The organism is Amycolatopsis tucumanensis (assembly GCF_021654135.1).
Taxonomy (GTDB): Bacteria; Actinomycetota; Actinomycetes; order Mycobacteriales; family Pseudonocardiaceae; genus Amycolatopsis_E; species Amycolatopsis_E tucumanensis.
This window is the reverse complement of the sequence record NZ_JAKGSD010000017.1, coordinates 1-15,836: the sequence shown is the minus strand read 5'-3', so window position 1 is coordinate 15,836 and position 15,836 is coordinate 1. Positions and strand designations below refer to the sequence as shown.

General features: G+C 73.0%; 14 protein-coding genes. 13 read left to right on the top strand and 1 reads right to left on the bottom strand.

Annotation, left to right across the window (positions count from 1 at the left end; all coding sequences use genetic code 11):
* Positions 1-168: 168 nt before the first annotated feature.
* On the bottom strand, positions 169-762 hold the full coding sequence (locus tag L2C96_RS18300) for a winged helix-turn-helix transcriptional regulator (protein ID WP_372491238.1): 594 nt from the start codon (positions 760-762) through the stop codon (positions 169-171).
* Positions 763-846: 84 nt separating this feature from the next.
* On the opposite strand from L2C96_RS18300, the gene L2C96_RS18295 reads away from it, so the two are divergent.
* The 13 genes from L2C96_RS18295 (at position 847) to ruvX (ending at position 15,604) form a co-directional block, all read left to right on the top strand.
* Entirely contained in the window at positions 847-1,347 is a 501-nt protein-coding gene (locus L2C96_RS18295) for a pyridoxamine 5'-phosphate oxidase family protein (protein WP_237337105.1), read from the top strand.
* 1 nt (position 1,348) lies between these two features.
* The gene (locus L2C96_RS18290; protein WP_237337104.1) at positions 1,349-1,996 is read left to right on the top strand and encodes an alpha/beta fold hydrolase; all 648 of its coding nucleotides are present in this window, start codon (positions 1,349-1,351) and stop codon (positions 1,994-1,996) included.
* Between the two features lie 31 nt (positions 1,997-2,027).
* Positions 2,028-3,473, top strand: coding sequence for an Rv2578c family radical SAM protein (locus tag L2C96_RS18285; protein WP_237337103.1), 1,446 nt, complete (start codon positions 2,028-2,030; stop codon positions 3,471-3,473).
* Positions 3,474-3,578: 105 nt separating this feature from the next.
* On the top strand, positions 3,579-5,348 hold the full coding sequence (gene aspS, locus L2C96_RS18280; protein ID WP_237337102.1) for an aspartate--tRNA ligase: 1,770 nt from the start codon (positions 3,579-3,581) through the stop codon (positions 5,346-5,348).
* A 5-nt stretch (positions 5,349-5,353) separates the two neighbouring features.
* Entirely contained in the window at positions 5,354-6,307 is a 954-nt protein-coding gene (locus L2C96_RS18275; protein WP_020422118.1) for a DUF389 domain-containing protein, read from the top strand.
* Positions 6,308-6,339: 32 nt separating this feature from the next.
* Positions 6,340-7,536 carry a hypothetical protein gene (locus tag L2C96_RS18270; RefSeq protein ID WP_027936478.1) on the top strand — a complete coding sequence of 399 codons (1,197 nt, stop codon included), beginning with the start codon at positions 6,340-6,342 and terminating at the stop codon, positions 7,534-7,536.
* Between the two features lie 988 nt (positions 7,537-8,524).
* Complete coding sequence (locus L2C96_RS18265; RefSeq protein ID WP_308191166.1) at positions 8,525-9,322, top strand: SGNH/GDSL hydrolase family protein; 798 nt, start codon at positions 8,525-8,527, stop codon at positions 9,320-9,322.
* Positions 9,323-9,356: 34 nt separating this feature from the next.
* Complete coding sequence (locus L2C96_RS18260; protein ID WP_020422115.1) at positions 9,357-10,721, top strand: replication-associated recombination protein A; 1,365 nt, start codon at positions 9,357-9,359, stop codon at positions 10,719-10,721.
* Positions 10,722-10,747: 26 nt separating this feature from the next.
* On the top strand, positions 10,748-11,620 hold the full coding sequence (locus tag L2C96_RS18255; protein ID WP_237337100.1) for an NAD(P)-dependent oxidoreductase: 873 nt from the start codon (positions 10,748-10,750) through the stop codon (positions 11,618-11,620).
* Between the two features lie 56 nt (positions 11,621-11,676).
* A complete protein-coding gene (locus L2C96_RS18250; protein ID WP_020422113.1) occupies positions 11,677-12,075 on the top strand; it encodes a DUF948 domain-containing protein in 399 nt (132 codons plus the stop codon).
* Positions 12,072-12,371, top strand: a complete 300-nt coding sequence (locus L2C96_RS18245) for a hypothetical protein (RefSeq protein WP_020422112.1) — start codon at positions 12,072-12,074, stop codon at positions 12,369-12,371. The genes L2C96_RS18250 and L2C96_RS18245 overlap by 4 nt, the downstream gene beginning before the upstream one ends.
* Positions 12,372-12,455: 84 nt before the next feature.
* On the top strand, positions 12,456-15,116 hold the full coding sequence (gene alaS, locus L2C96_RS18240) for an alanine--tRNA ligase (RefSeq protein WP_020422111.1): 2,661 nt from the start codon (positions 12,456-12,458) through the stop codon (positions 15,114-15,116).
* Entirely contained in the window at positions 15,113-15,604 is a 492-nt protein-coding gene (gene ruvX, locus L2C96_RS18235) for a Holliday junction resolvase RuvX (RefSeq protein ID WP_017983106.1), read from the top strand. Before alaS ends, ruvX begins: the two co-directional genes overlap by 4 nt.
* Positions 15,605-15,836 lie beyond the last annotated feature (232 nt).

Genomic DNA, 15,836 nt, shown 5'->3' with positions numbered 1-15,836 from the left:
GGCGGTCGTCAGGTGCTCGGGCGCGGGAAGCACCGGAGGAACCGCTCGACCACCGCTCGATCGCCGGTCACCGCGGCCTCATCCAGACAAGCGTCGAGGAAAACCAGCGACCGCAACGTCTCCGGCGTCGCATCGGCCGTGCGCGCTGAACCGGGCCGCGAGCGGTCGTCAGGTGCTCGGGCGCGGGAAGCACCGGAGGAACCGCTCGACCACCGCCCGGTCGCCGGTCACCGCGGCCTCGTCCAGACAAGCGCCGAGGAACACCAGCGACCGCAACGTGCTCGCGTCGGTCTCCAGCGTCGCATCCACCTCGCCTGAGCCTCGCTCGATCGAGAACTCGCCGGAATCGACCCTGGCCAGGAACGCGTCGTCGCCCAGGCGCAGCGCCACCCGGGCGGACAGGTCGCCCGCCCGGTCCGCCGAGAAGGTCGTCCGCAGCGCCAGGACCAGCGCGTCCACGCTCAGCTCCCCGGCCGGCGGCACCGGGCGGCGGCTGCCCCACCGCGCCAGCGCCAGCACGACCGCCTCCAGCTCGGCGCCGTGCTCGGTGAGCTCGTACACGCTGGTGCTGGCGGGCGGCCCGAGCCGACGCCGCCGCACCACCCCGGCCGCCTCCAGTTCCCGCAGCCGCTGCGACAGCACGTTCTGGCTCATCCCCGGCAACGACCGGCTCAGGTCGCGGAACCGCTTCGGCCCCAGCAGCAGCTCGCGCACCACGAGCAGCGCCCACCGCTCGCCCACCGCGTCCAGCGCCCTGGCCACCCCGCAGGGGTCGTCGTAACTCCGCACGAGAAAAAGAGTAGCTCCTACTTGTGCAGTGACACCAGTCACTCCTAGATTAGGAGCATGACGACGACCACTCTCCCGCAGGGAGACCTCAGACTTCTCGACACCGACCTCGCCCAGCGGATGCTCGCCTCGACCGAGCTCGCCCGCCTCGCCTACGTCGCGCCGGACGGCACGCCCCGCGTGCTGCCGATGCTGTTCCACTGGACCGGCGACGAGCTGGTGATGGCGACGTTCGCCGGCACCGCCAAGCTCCCCGCGCTGCGAGCAAATCCCGCGGTCGCGGTCACGATCGACCGGGCAGGCCCGCCGCCGGAGGTGCTGCTCCTGCGCGGCAACGCCGTAGTCACCGAGGTTGACGGCGTGCTCCCGGAATACGCCGCCGCCCAGCGCCGGTACTACGGGCCAGAGCAAGCCGCCGCCTCCGTCGCCGAGGTCGACCGGCCCGGCCTGCGGATGGCGCGCATCGCCGTCCGGCCGTCGTGGGCGGGCACCTTCGACTTCCAGGAGCGGTTCCCCGGCGGCCGGACCGCCGAGGACTTCGCGCGGCGGGGGCGGTGACATGGCGACCTTCGTGCTCGTCCCCGGCGCGGGCGGGGAAGCGTGGTACTGGCACCGGCTCGTGCCGGAGCTGACCCGGCGCGGCCACGATGCGATCACCGTCGACCTCCCGGCCGAGGACGACTCCGCCGGACTGGCCGAGTACACCGACCTGGTCGTCCAGGCCATCGGCGACCGCGAGGACGTCGTGCTGGTCGCCCAGTCGATGGGCGGCTTCACCGCCCCGCTCGTCTGCGCGCGCGTGCCGGTGTCGCTCCTGGTGCTGGTCAACGCGATGGTCCCGGCGCCGGGCGAGACCGGCGGCGAGTGGTGGTCCAACACCGGCTACCACGAAGCCCACCCGGAGGGCATGGACACCGAGCGGGACTTCCTGCACGACCTCCCGGCCGACGTGAAGGCCGAAGCCCTCCGGCGGGGCGAGCCGCAGCAGTCGGACAAGCCGTTCACCACGCCGTGGCCGCTGCAAAAGTGGCCGGACGTGCCGACCCGGTTCGTCCAGGGGCGCGACGACCGGTTCTTCCCGCTGGAGTTCCAGCGCCGCGTGGTGCGCGAGCGGCTGGGCCTGGAGCTGGACGAGGTCCCCGGCGGGCACCTGAACGCGCTCAGCCGCCCACGTGAGCTGGCCGACCTCCTCGCCTCGTGGTGTTGACAGCGCTTCGAACGCGTGTTCGACTGGCGGGGTGAGGTGGGAGAACCAACGCGCCGGCCGTGACCCGCAGCCGGCTCTGCTCGGCCTGGACGGCCTGGTCCGGACGGTCGCGCCGCCCGAGTTCCAGGGCGTCACGTTCCACGAGGTCCGCGCCCGCTCGGTGCTCAACAAGGTGCCGGGCGAGTCGATGGTCCCGTTCGGCTGGACCGTCAACCCCTACCGCGGCTGCAGCCACGCCTGCACCTACTGCCTCGCCGGGGACACGCCGATCCGGATGGCCGACGGGAGCGCGAAGCCCATGGCCGATCTCCGCGTCGGCGACCGGATCCTGGGCACGGCGCTCCACGGCACGGCCCGGCGCCTCGTGCCCACGACCGTGCTCGCGCACTGGACCACCGTGAAGCCGGCTCACCGGCTGACGCTGCGGAACGGGACGACCCTCGTCGCCAGCGGCGACCACCGCTTCCTCACCGAGAAGGGCTGGCAGCACGTCACCGGCGACGACCGGCCGCACCTGTCGCCGGGCGACACCCTGCTGGGCCCCGCCGGTGACCTCGTCGAACCGGACGCGGCGCTGGACGTCGTCGCGATCGAACCGCTCGGCCGCGACGAGACCCTGTTCGACATCACCACGGGCACCGGCGACTTCATCGCGGCCGGGGTCGTCAGCCACAACTGCTTCGCCCGCAACACGCACACCTACCTCGACTTCGACGCCGGCCGCGACTTCGACACCCAGGTCGTGGTGAAGGTGAACGCCCCCGAGGTCCTCGCCGCCCAGCTGCGCCGCCCCAGCTGGCAGCGCGAGCACGTCGCCATGGGCACCAACACCGACCCCTACCAGCGGGCCGAGGGCCGCTACCGGCTGATGCCCGGCATCATCCGCGCGCTCACCGGCTCCGGCACGCCGTTTTCGATCCTCACCAAGGGCACCGTCCTCACCCGGGACCTGCCCCTGCTCACCGCCGCCTCGCGGGAGGTGGACGTGGGCATGGCGGTGTCGATCGCACTGCTCGACCGCGACCTGCAACGCAGCCTGGAACCCGGGACCCCCAGCCCGCGCGCCCGGCTGGACCTGGTCCGCCGCATCACCGACGCCGGCCTGCCATGCCAGGTGCTGGTCGCCCCGGTGCTGCCCGGCCTCACCGACAGCGAGGAGGCGCTGGACCCGCTGTTCGCCGAGATCGCCGCCGCCGGCGCCACCCGCGCCACGGTCCTCGCACTGCACCTGCGGCCCGGCGCCCGGGAGTGGTTCGCCCGCTGGCTCGGCGCCCACCGGCCGGACCTGGTCGAGCGCTACCGCGAGATCTACGGCCGCGGCAGCTACGCGATGCCCGCGTACCGCCGGGCGCTGTCCGCGCGGGTCGCGCCGTTGCTGCGCCGCCACGGCCTGAACCGCCGCGACGAGTCCCACCGCCTGCCCGCGCAGCGCGAGCCGGAGCGCCCGGAGCGGGGCGAGCAGCTGAGCCTGCTGTAAGGAAAGCCTGGTGGACTCCTCCGCCGGGGCGTTCGTTAGCCTCATACGGGCAGCAAAACCCCTGCTGACGCACGAGCCGAACGCCTCGCAAGGAGAACAACCGCAGTGCTTCGCACCCACGACGCCGGCACCCTGCGTGCCGAGCACGCCGGCCAGATCGTCACGCTCACCGGGTGGGTCGCCCGGCGGCGCGATCACGGCGGGGTGATCTTCATCGATCTGCGGGACGCCAGCGGGGTCGCCCAGGTGGTGTTCCGCGAGGGCGAGATGGCCGAGCGCGCCCACCAGCTGCGCTCCGAGTTCTGCGTCAAGGTCACCGGCGAGGTCTCGCAGCGGCCGGCGGGCAACGAGAACGCGGAGATCCCGACCGGCGCCATCGAGGTGCTGGCCACGGAGCTGGAAGTGCTGTCCGAGGCCGCCGTGCTGCCGTTCCCGATCGACGACCGCGTCGACGTCGGCGAGGAGGTGCGGCTCAAGTACCGCTACCTCGACCTGCGCCGCAACGGCCCGGCCCGCGCCATCCGCCTGCGCAGCGAGGTCAGCCGCGCCGCGCGCGAGGTGCTGCACGGCCAGGGCTTCGTCGAGGTCGAGACCCCGACGATGACGCGCTCCACCCCGGAGGGCGCCCGCGACTTCCTGGTGCCGGCCCGCCTGCGCCCGGGCTCCTGGTACGCGCTGCCGCAGTCGCCGCAGCTGTTCAAGCAGCTGCTCATGGTCGGCGGCCTGGAGCGGTACTACCAGATCGCCCGCTGCTACCGGGACGAGGACTTCCGCGCCGACCGGCAGCCGGAATTCACCCAGCTCGACATCGAGATGAGCTTCGTCGACCAGGACGACGTGATCGCCGTGGGCGAGGCCGTCGTGTCGGCGCTGTGGAAGCTGATCGGCCACGAGATCCCGCGCCCGATCGCGCGGATGACCTACGCCGACGCCATGGCCAAGTACGGCACCGACAAGCCGGACCTGCGCTTCGGGCTCGAGCTGACCGACCTGACCGAGTACTTCGCCGACACCCCGTTCCGCGTCTTCCAGGCGCCCTACGTCGGCGCGGTCGTCATGCCCGGCGGCGGCGACCAGCCGCGCCGCCAACTCGACGCGTGGCAGGAGTGGGCCAAGCAGCGCGGCGCGAAGGGCCTGGCCTACGTGCTCATCGGCGAGGACGGCACGCTGTCCGGCCCGGTCGCCAAGAACATCTCCGAAAAGGAGCGCGAAGGCCTGGCCGAGGCGGTCGGCGCCAAGCCCGGCGACTGCGTCTTCTTCGCCGCCAACAAGCCGCGCGAGGCCCGTGCCCTGCTCGGCGCGGCCCGCGTGGAGATCGGGCACCGGCTCGGCCTGATCGACGAGGACGAGTGGTCCTTCGTGTGGGTGGTCGACGCCCCGCTGTTCGAGGCGGCCGACGAGACCGACGACGTCGCCGTCGGCTCGGGCAAGTGGACCGCGGTGCACCACGCCTTCACCTCGCCGACCCCGGAGTGGATCGACAAGTTCGAGTCCGACCCGGGCAACGCGCTGGCCTACGCCTACGACCTGGTCTGCAACGGCAACGAGATCGGCGGCGGCTCGATCCGTATCCACCGCGCCGACGTGCAGAAGCGCGTCTTCGAGGTGATGGGCCTGTCCGAGGCCGAGGCGCAGGAGAAGTTCGGCTTCCTGCTCGACGCGTTCTCCTTCGGCGCACCGCCGCACGGCGGCATCGCGTTCGGCTGGGACCGCATCGTGATGCTGCTGGCCAAGGCCGAGTCGCTGCGGGACGTCATCGCGTTCCCGAAGACCGGCGGCGGCTACGACCCGCTGACCGGCGCCCCGGCCCCGATCACGGCCCAGCAGCGTCGCGAGGCGGGCGTGGACGCGAAGCCCCCGGCGCCCAAGGGCTGACCGCGGTGCTGCACCTGCGGGTCGTCAGCCCGCCGGAGGACACCGAACGCGCGCTGGCGGTGCTGCGGGACCGGCCGGGCACGGCGCACCTGATCGTGCACACGGGGGCCGCCGTGTCCCCGGCCGGCGACCTCATCGAGGCCGACGTGGCCCGCGAGGCCGCCGACGAGGTGCTCGAAGCCCTGTGCGAGCTGGGGCTGGACCACAGCGGCGCGATCACGCTGGAAGCACTCGACACGGCGCTGTCCGATTCGGCCGACCGGGCCGAGGAAAGCGCGCCGGGCGAGGGCGCGGACGCGGTCGTCTGGCAGGAGCTGCTGAACCGCACCGGTGAGGAGTCGCGGCTCAACGCCACGTTCCTGACGTTCCTGACGATCGCGTGCCTGCTGGCGTCGGTCGGCATCGTGACCGATTCACCCGTCACCATCGTCGGCGCGATGGTGGTGGGTCCGGAGTTCGGCCCGCTCGCCGCGATCGCGGTCGGGCTGGTGCTGCGGCGCTGGGACCTGGTCCGCCGCGCGACGATGGCGCTGGCGCTCGGGTTCCCGCTCGCGATGCTGGTAACCGCCGGGGTCACGGTGCTGACCTGGTTCGTGGGGCTGCTCGACGTCAGCGCGTTCCGCGAGTCGCACGAGGTGGACTTCGTGTACGAGGTCGGGTGGTACTCGCTGATCGTCGCGCTGCTCGCCGGCGCGGCCGGGATGCTGTCGATGACGTCAGCGAAATCGGCCGCGCTGGTCGGCGTGTTCATCTCGGTCACGACCGTTCCCGCGGCCGGATACGCGGTGGTCGCGGCGGTCGTGGGGGAGTGGTCGAAGGCGGCGTTGTCGTTCGGCCAGCTGGCCGTGAACCTCGTCGGGATCGTGGCGGCCGCGGCCGTGGTTTTGTTGCTGCGGCGGCGCAGAGGCGCTTCCGTCACCGTGCGGCCGTTGCCGGAAGTGGAAAAATCGTTGTGGTGAGCGACGTTCGCCCGCTAGTAGGGTCGAAGGCGATGACGGTGGACACTTCCCCAGGCACGGAGGACGACCAGGACCCGGCAGTCGCGGCCGTTCCGGCAAGCGGAACGCAGGCCGTGGACGCCGCCGTCCAGGCGGCCGAAACCGTGCTGACGCGGCGCTTCGGCAGCGCCATCGGGCTCGTGGAGCCGGAAGCCCTGCCCGGCAGCGGACCGGCGACGGTGGTCCGCGCCCGCATCGCCGCGTCCCCGTTCGGGCTGCCCCGCACGCTCGTGATCAAGCACTACCCGGACGCGCCCCCACGCGGCGCCGCCGACCCGTTCGCGCAGGAGGCGGTCAGCTACCAGCTGTTCACCGCGCTGCCGGCGGAGGACCGGATGTGCCCGGAGCTGCTCGCCCACGACGGCCCGCTGCGCGTCATCGTGATCGACGACCTGGGCCGCGCGCCCACCCTGTGGGATAAGCTGCGCGGGCAGGACGCGCGGCTGGCCGAGCGCGCGCTGCTGTCCTGGGCGCGTTCGCTGGGCCGCCTGCACGCGACGACCGCCGGCCGGGAGGCCGACTTCGAGGCGCTGCTGCGCCGGCTGGGCGGGTTCGTGCCGGACGAGGACACCACGCCCGCGGTGGCCTGCGCGCGCCTGCCGACGCTGCTGGCGGAAGCGGTCGGCGTCACGACGCCGGACGACGTGCGGGCGTATGCCGAGAACGTGTGCGAGGCGTCGGCGTCGTCGCCGTACCGCGCGTTCAGCCCGGTGGACCTGAGCCCGGACAACAACCTGGTGACCAGCGGCGGCGTGCACTTCCTGGACTTCGAGCGCGGCCTGGTCCGCAACGCGCTGGTGGACGCCGCGCACCTGCGTGTCCCGTTCGCCACGTGCGAGGACGCGCGGGCCCTGCCGAGCGGCATGAGCGAGGCGATGATCGCCGCGTGGAAGGCCGAGGTCTCGGGGGTGTGGCCGGCCCTCGGCGACAACGAGGTGCTGTCGGCGCACCTGCTGGACCACCAGATGCTGCTGGTGTGGGTCACGACGTGGGCCGACCTGGGCGGCGCGGGCGCCGAAGTGCGCCCCAACCGCGTCGCGGCGCTGGTGAGCTGGTGGAGGGACCTGGGAACGTACGCCGAGCGCGGCGGCAGGGACGAGGTCGCCGCGCATGCGCGGGAGGTCGCGAAGGCCCTCGACGCGCGGTTCGGGCCTGGGCTGGAGCTGCCGCTTTATCCGGCGTTCCGCTGAGTTTTTCGGGGCGCCGGGCCGCTGCTGGGTGTTCGAGGTTCGGTCGGTCGCGGGCGCTCGGGGGCCTGGGCGGTTGCGGGGCGTTCGGCGGCCTGGGCGGTTGCCGGGCGTTTGGGGCCTGGGCGGTTGCCGGGCGTTCGGAATGGCTGCTGGGTGTCCGGAGTGGCTGCTGGGTGTTCGGGGGTCCGGGCGGCCGGTGAGCGTTCGTGGTCCCGGGCGGCTGCGGGGCGCGGAGCGGCTTTGTGGTTCGCCGCGGTGCGCCTCGCGCGCGAGTGGTGGTTTTGTGTGCGGCCCCGGCTGGCCCTCTCGTGCACGCGACTGGCCTTCGCGCGGCCGTGACTGGTCCTCTCGTGTGGCCCCAGACTGGCTCTCTCGTGCGCGCGACTGGCGCTTTCGTGCGCTCGCGATTGGTCCACTCGTGCGGCCGCGACTGGCCGTTTCGTGTGGGCGTGGATGGGCCTCTGGTAGGACGACTACGACTGGCCGTGTCGTGCCAGCGCGAGTGGACTTCTGGTGCGGCGGCGACTGGTCCTCTCATGGTTGGGGGCGCGACTGGGCCACTCGTGCGGGCGCAACTGGCCGTTTCGTGTGCGCGCGAGTGGACCTCTCGTGCCGGCGCGACTGGTCCTTTCGTGCCAGCACGACTGGGCCCGTAGCACCGGAGTGACCGGCGCACTCGCATCCGTGCGACCGGCCCACCGGCCCTCGCGCATCCAAGCGACCGGCCCACCGGCCCTCGCGCACCCAAGCGACCCGCCCACCGGCCCACTCGCACCCAAGCGACCGGCCCACCCACGCCCGCACAAACCCACCCCGGCACCCACCCAACCCCGCGAAACCCAGACGTTCGCTGATCCGTCCGGACCGTGTTACCCGGCGCTCACGTGGTGGGCGGGTCCGTGCCTGATGGTCTTCAGACGTGACTGCGGTGCGTGAAGAATTCACCCAGACCCCCGATCCGCTTCCCCGCCGTGCCGTTCGCCTGGCCGTGCTCGGCGACTCCACCGCCGTGGGGCTCGGCGACCCCGTGCCCGGCGGCTCCTGGCGCGGCGTCGGCCCGTTCGTCGCCGAGGCGCTGGGCATCCCGCCCACCGGGTACCTGAACACCGCGTTCACCGGCGCCCGGATGCGTTGCGTGCGCACCGACCAGTTGCCGGCCGCGCTACGTCACCGGCCGGACGTCGCGGTCGTGATCGTCGGCATGAACGACACCCTCCGCTCGGACTTCGACTCCCTCGGCATGGCCCGCGACCTCGAACACGTCGTCACCGCCCTCCAAGCCGTCGGCGCCACGGTCGTCACCATGCTCTTCCACGACCACAGCCGCGTCTTCCGGCTGCCCGGTCCGCTCCGCCGCGCCCTCACCGCCCGCATCGCCGAGCTCAACGACGTCATCGAAACCATCGCCCGCCGGCACGGGGTCGCCTGCCTCGACCTCGGCTCGCTGCCCGGCGCCTACGACCTGGCCGCCTGGAGCGTCGACCGCCTGCACCCCTCCGAGCTGGGGCACCGCCTCCTCGCCCGCGGCGTGACCGAACTGGTCGCCGACGCCGGGATCGCCGTCCCCGCACCGGTGAGCCTCGTCTGCTCCGGCGGCGTCACACCACGCACCGTCGACCACGTCGGCTGGCTCGTCGTCAAGGGCATCCCCTGGCTGTGGCGCCGCGGCCGGGACCTGCTGCCCTACGCCGCCGCCATCGTCGCCCGGTCGGCGCTGGAATCGTGGCGCGCCCGCCGCGCCGAGCCACTTGAACCGGAGCTCGCGCCGCGGCCCGTGGAGCGCTGACGGTTCTGTCGGAGCCCCGCATTACGGTGGAGGCGTGCAGGACGAACTCTTCACGGTGAACCCGGACCTGGAGCCGCCGCCGGAGCGCGTGACGCAGCCCCAGACGGCCCCGGTCCCGCCGGGTTCGCCCCTCGCGGTCCGGATGCGGCCGCGCTCGCTCGACGAGGTGGTCGGCCAGCAGCACCTGCTCGGCGAGGGCGCCCCGCTGCGCCGCCTCGTCGAGGGCGCCGCCCCGGCCTCGGTGCTCCTCTACGGCCCGCCCGGCACCGGCAAGACCACCCTCGCCAACCTCGTCTCCACCGCCACCGGCCGCCGCTTCGTCGCCCTGTCCGCGCTCTCCGCCGGCGTCAAGGAAGTCCGCGGCGTCATCGAGGAAGCCCGTCGCCGCCGCCAGTACAACGCGGAGAACACGGTCCTGTTCATCGACGAGGTCCACCGCTTCTCCAAGACCCAGCAGGACGCGCTGCTCGGCGCGGTGGAGGACCGCACCGTCCTCCTCGTCGCCGCCACCACCGAGAACCCGTCCTTCTCCGTCGTCTCGCCGCTGCTGTCCCGCTCGCTCGTGCTGCAGCTCAAGCCCCTCACCGACGACGACGTGCGGCTGCTGATCCGCCGTGCGATGACCGACGAGCGCGGCCTGGACGGCGAACTGGAACTCACGCCCGAAGCCGAGGACCACCTCGTCCGCCTGGCCTCCGGCGACGCCCGCCGCGCACTCACCGCGCTCGAAGCCGCCGCGGACGCCGCGTCGGCCACCGAGCACAAGACCATCGACCTGCCGATCGTCGAGTCCACCGTGGACAAGGCGGCGGTGCGCTACGACCGCGACGGCGACCAGCACTACGACGTCATCAGCGCGTTCATCAAGTCCATCCGGGGCTCCGACGTGGACGCCGCGCTGCACTACCTGGCCCGCATGATCGAGGCGGGGGAGGACCCGCGGTTCCTCGCCCGCCGCCTGGTCGTGCACGCCAGCGAGGACATCGGCATGGCCGACCCGACGGCGTTGCAGACCGCCGTCGCCGCCGCGCACGCCGTCCAGTTCATCGGCATGCCCGAGGGCAGGCTGGCACTGGCGCAGGCCACCATCCACCTCGCCACCGCGCCCAAGTCCAACGCGGTCGTCACGGGCATCGACGCCGCGCTGGCCGACGTGCGCGCCGGCCGCCTGGGCACCGTGCCGCCGCACCTGCGCGACGGGCACTACGCGGGCGCGGCCAAGCTCGGCAACGCCCAGGGCTACCGCTACCCGCACGACGTGCCCGAAGGGGTGGTCGCGCAGCAGTACCCGCCGGACGAGGTGGTGGGCGTCGACTACTACCACCCGACCCAGCGCGGCGCCGAGCGCACGCTGTCCGAGCGCGTCCCCCGGCTGCGGCGGTCGGTGCGCGGCGGCTGACCGCTCGCGGTGCCATGATCGGTGCCATGCCCGAAACGACTGTCGCCGTGCTCGGCACCGGGATCATGGGCCTGCCGATGGCCGCCAACCTCGCCGCCGCGGGCTTCGGCGTCCGCGCCTGGAACCGCACCCGCGCCAAGGCCGCGCCGCTGGCCGACCGCGGCTGCACCGTCACGGACACGCCGCAGGAGGCCGTCGACGGCGCGGACTTCGTCCTCACCATGCTCAGCGACGGCGCCACCGTGCACGAGGTCGTCGAGAGCATCGAGCCGGCCGGGGCGGTCTGGCTGCAGATGAGCACCGTCGGCCTCGACTGGACCGAGCGGCTCGCCGCGCTCGCCCGCGAGAAGGCCGTCCCGTTCGTCGACGCCCCCGTCCTCGGCACCCGCAAACCGGCCGAGGACGGCAAGCTCGTCGTGCTCGCCTCCGGCCCCGGCGAACTCCGCGACCGGTGCGCGCCGGTGTTCGACGCCGTCGGCGCCCGCACGCTGTGGGTCGGCGAGACCGGCGCGGCCAGCAGGCTCAAGCTCGCCGCGAACGCGTGGGTGCTGGCGCTGACCAACGGCACCGCCGAGAGCATCCGGCTCGCCCAGGCCCTCGGGGTCGACCCGCGGCTGTTCCTGGAGGCCATCACCGGCGGCGCGCTGGACGTCCCCTACGCCCACCTCAAAGGCGGCGCGATGATCGATGGCGAGTACCCGCTGGCGTTCGCCGCCCGGCACGCGGCCAAGGACGCGCGCCTGGTCCTGGAGGCCGCGGGCGGGGAAGTCGATCTCGCCGGAACCCGCGCCGCGCTGGCGCATCTGGACGCCGCGATCGAGGCCGGGCACGGCGACGAGGACATGGCGACGCTCTACTTCGGCGTGGCGAAGGGCCCGGAGGGGCCGTCCGGCCACTGACGGCGACGCACGGTAACCTGACCGGCATTCACGCCGCTAGAACCCGAGGAGGGCCCGTGTCGGCAGGGCAGATCGCCGCGTTGATCGCCGCAGGAGCGTTCGTCCTGCTGGTGCTGCTGCTGGCGATCCCGTTGATCAAGCTCGGTCGCACGCTCGACGAGGCGACGATCGCCATCCGCAAGGCGCACGAGAACTCGGACCCGATCCTGCTCGGCGCCAACGAGACGATCACGCACGTCAACACCCAGCTCGAGCGCGTCGACGGGATCACCGCGAACGCTCAGGCCGTGAGCGGCAACGTGTCCGCGCTGTCGTCGGTGTTCACCGCGACCCTCGGCGGCCCGCTGGTGAAGACCGCCGCGCTGTCCTACGGCCTGAGCAAGGCGATCCGGTCCCGGCGCAAGGCCAAGGAGCTCCCCGAGGGCAAGCACAGCCGGAAGCGGGGCCGCAAGTGAAGCGCCTGTTCTGGCTCGGCGTCGGTGTGGTGACCGGCGTCGCACTGACCCGCAAGGCAGGTCAAACCGCTCGTCAAGCGTCGCCGGCGGGGTTAGCCTCGAACCTGGGTGACGCCGTGTCCGAGCTGGCCGGCGCCATCGGATCGTTCGGCGCGGACGTGCGCGCCGGGATGAGCGAGCGGGAACAGGAGCTGCGCGACATGGTGGAGGACCGGTCCGGGGTGAGCGCCCCGCGTCCCCCCGCGGGCCGTCACGCGGCCCGGCGCCCGGCGCGAGCTCGCCGGGCGGAGGGCTGACGCGGCCCTGCCGCCGCGCTCTCCGCCGACGCCGCAGCCCCCGACACCACGCGGCGCCCGCCGCTTTCCCACGAGGACTGACCAGTGGAAACACACGAGATCAACAAGCGGTTCCTGGCGCACTTCCAGGCCAAGGACCACACCCCGGTGCCCAGCGCGTCGCTGATCCTGGACGACCCGACGCTGCTGTTCGTCAACGCCGGCATGGTCCAGTTCAAGCCGTACTTCCTGGGCGAGGTGCCGCCGCCGTACCCGCGCGCGACCAGCATCCAGAAGTGCGTGCGCACCGGCGACATCGACGAGGTCGGCAAGACCACGCGGCACAACACGTTCTTCCAGATGGCCGGGAACTTCTCCTTCGGCGACTACTTCAAGGAAGGCGCCATCGCCAACGCCTGGGAGCTGATCACCAAGTCCCAGGACGACGGCGGCTTCGGCTTCGACCCGGACCGCATCTGGGTGACCGTCTACGAGAACGACTCGGAGGCGGCCGGCCTGTGGCAGAAGGTCGCCGGCATCCCGTCCGACCGCATCCAGGCGCGCGACGGCCGCGACAACTACTGGGACATGGGCGTGCCCGGTCCCGGCGGCCCGTGCTCGGAGATCTACTACGACCGCGGCCCGGAGTTCGGCCGCGACGGCGGCCCCGTCGTCGACGAGGACCGGTACCTGGAGATCTGGAACCTCGTGTTCATGCAGGACATCCGGGGTGAGCAGAGCCCGAAGTACGGCCACCCGCCGATCGGCGAGCTGCCGAAGAAGAACATCGACACCGGCATGGGCGTCGAGCGCGTCGCCTACCTGCTGCAGGGCGTGGAGAACGTCTACGAGACCGACCTCGTGCGCCCGGTGATCGCGCGCGCCGAGGAGTTCTCCGGCCGCCGCTACGGCGCGGACCACGCCGACGACGTCCGCTTCCGCGTCATCGCCGACCACGCCCGCTCCGGCGTCATGCTGATCGGCGACGGCGTCACCCCGGGCAACGAGGCGCGCGGCTACGTGCTGCGCCGCCTGCTGCGCCGCATCGTGCGCTCGGTGCGCCTGCTCGGCGTGCACGAGCCGGTGCTGCCCGAGTTCGCCGCGGTGGTGCGCGACGCGATGGCGCCGTCCTACCCGGAGATCGCGCGCGACTTCGACCGCATCAGCGAGGTCATGCGGGTCGAGGAGGAGGCGTTCCTGCAGACCCTGACCAGCGGGTCGCGGATCTTCGACCTCGCCGCGGAGGAGACCAAGAAGGCCGGCGGCAACGTGCTGGCCGGCGACCGCGCCTTCCAGCTGCACGACACCTACGGCTTCCCGATCGACCTCACCCTCGAAATGGCCTCCGAGCAGGGGCTGTCGGTGGACGAGGACGGCTTCCGGACGCTGATGGAGGAGCAGCGCCAGCGCGCGAAGGCCGACGCGGCGGCCCGCAAGAAGGGCCACGGCGACCTGTCGGTCTACCGCGAGCTGCTGGAGCGGCACGGCGAGACCGACTTCCTCGGCTACACCGACCTGCAGGCCACGGCCAAGGTCATCGGCCTGCTCAAGGACGGCCAGGGCGTGCCGGTCGTGCGCGAGGGCGACAAGGCCGAGCTGATCCTCGACCGCACCCCGTTCTACGCCGAAAGCGGTGGCCAGGTCGCCGACACCGGCGTCCTGCTGGGCTCCGGCGGCGAGGCCAAGGTCGTCGACGTGCAGAAGATCGTGCCCGGCCTGTGGGTGCACCGCGTCGAGGTGATCGCGGGCGAGATCGGCCTGGACACCGAGGTGACCGGCTCGGTCGACCAGACCCGCCGCGGCTCGATCGCGCGCTCGCACTCGGCCACCCACCTGGTGCACGCGGCGGTCCGCGGCGCCTACGGCCGCCGCGCCGCGCAGGCCGGTTCGCTGAACTCGCCCGGCCGCATGCGCTTCGACTTCACCACCCCCGGCCCGGTCTCCACCGACGTGCTGACCGAGGTCGAGGAGGAGGTCAACGACTACCTCCAGAACGACGTCGAGGTGCAGGCCTACACCACGACCAAGGACAAGGCGCTGGAGCTGGGCGCGGTCGCGTTGTTCGGCGAGAAGTACGGCGACAACGTCCGCGTCGTGGACATGGGCGAGTACTCGCGTGAGCTGTGCGGTGGCACCCACGTGGGCCGCATCGGCGAGCTGGGCCTGGTCAAGCTGGTGTCGGACTCCTCGATCGGGTCCGGCGTGCACCGCGTGGAGGCGCTGGTCGGCACCGACGCGCTCAAGCACGTGCGCAAGGAGCAGCTGCTGGTCTCGCAGCTGGCGAACACCTTCAAGGTGCCCAGCGACCAGCTGCCCTCCCGCATCGAGGACGTGCTGACCCGCCTGCGCAACGCGGAGAAGGAGATCGCCCAGCTGCGCACCCAGCAGGTGCTCGGCTCGGCAGGCTCGCTCGCGGACAAGGCCACCGACGTCCAGGGCGTGTCCGTGGTCGCGGAGAAGGTCGACGGCGACATCGACGCGGGCGCGCTGCGCTCGCTGGCCCAGGAGGTCCGCAACCGGCTCGGCTCGCGGCCCGGCGTGGTCGCGTTGTTCGCGCCGCAGGGCGAGAAGCTCAGCTTCGTGGTCGCGACCACGGCCGCGGCCCGCGACAAGGGCTTCGCGGCGGGCAAGCTGGTGCCCTCGTTCGCCGAGGCCGTCGGCGGCCGCGGCGGCGGCAAGCCGGACCTCGCGCAGGGCGGCGGCAGCAACCCGGCGGGCATCGAGCAGGCCATCACGGCGCTGCGTGGCGCGGTCGCGGCAGGGTGACGGCGCGGAAACCGGACCGCCCCGGGGAGCACGATCCCGGGGCAGGCCGGCGTCTGGCGGTCGATGTCGGATCGGTCCGGGTCGGTGTGGCGCTGAGCGATCCGGCCCCCATCCTCGCCAGCCCTCTGGTTACCCTGTCGCGTGATGCGAACAGCGACAGCGATCTCGAACAGCTTGCCGCACTGGTGGCCGAACACGAGGTGGTGGAGGTGATCGTGGGTCTGCCGCGCACGCTCGCCGACCGGCACGGACCGGCCGCGGAGATCGCCGCCGGCTACGCCGACGCCCTCGCCGGCCGCATCGCGCCGGTGCCGGTGCGGCTCGCCGACGAGCGCCTCACCACGGTCACCGCGTCCCGCATGCTGTCCCAGCGCGGCGTGAAGGGCCGCAAGCAGCGGGCGGTGGTCGACCAGGCCGCCGCCGTGGAGATCCTGCAGGCCTGGCTCGACGCCAGGGCCGCTCACCGCGCGCGGGCGGGTGAGGCATGACCAGCGAGCAGCCGCCGCGTCCCGGCCCGCCGCACCCCGGCGGGCCGCGGCGCCGTCCGCCCGTGCCCCCGCCGCCGCAGGTGCCGCCGCGTGGCGCGGAACCGCCGATGCCCGCCCGCCGTCCCGGCGGGCCGTCCTCATGGCACGGATCTGCCCGTCCCCCAGCGGCTCCGGAGCGACCATGTCGGGCGCGGCGGCGGCGTGGTCAACGCCGACGGGTTCGGGCTGGGCT

Coding starts and splice junctions, on each gene's coding strand:
- L2C96_RS18295 (WP_237337105.1), top strand. CDS start 847: ATGACGACGACCACTCTCCCGCAGGGAGACCTCAGACTTCTCGACACC.
- L2C96_RS18290 (WP_237337104.1), top strand. CDS start 1,349: ATGGCGACCTTCGTGCTCGTCCCCGGCGCGGGCGGGGAAGCGTGGTAC.
- L2C96_RS18270 (WP_027936478.1), top strand. CDS start 6,340: ATGACGGTGGACACTTCCCCAGGCACGGAGGACGACCAGGACCCGGCA.
- L2C96_RS18255 (WP_237337100.1), top strand. CDS start 10,748: ATGCCCGAAACGACTGTCGCCGTGCTCGGCACCGGGATCATGGGCCTG.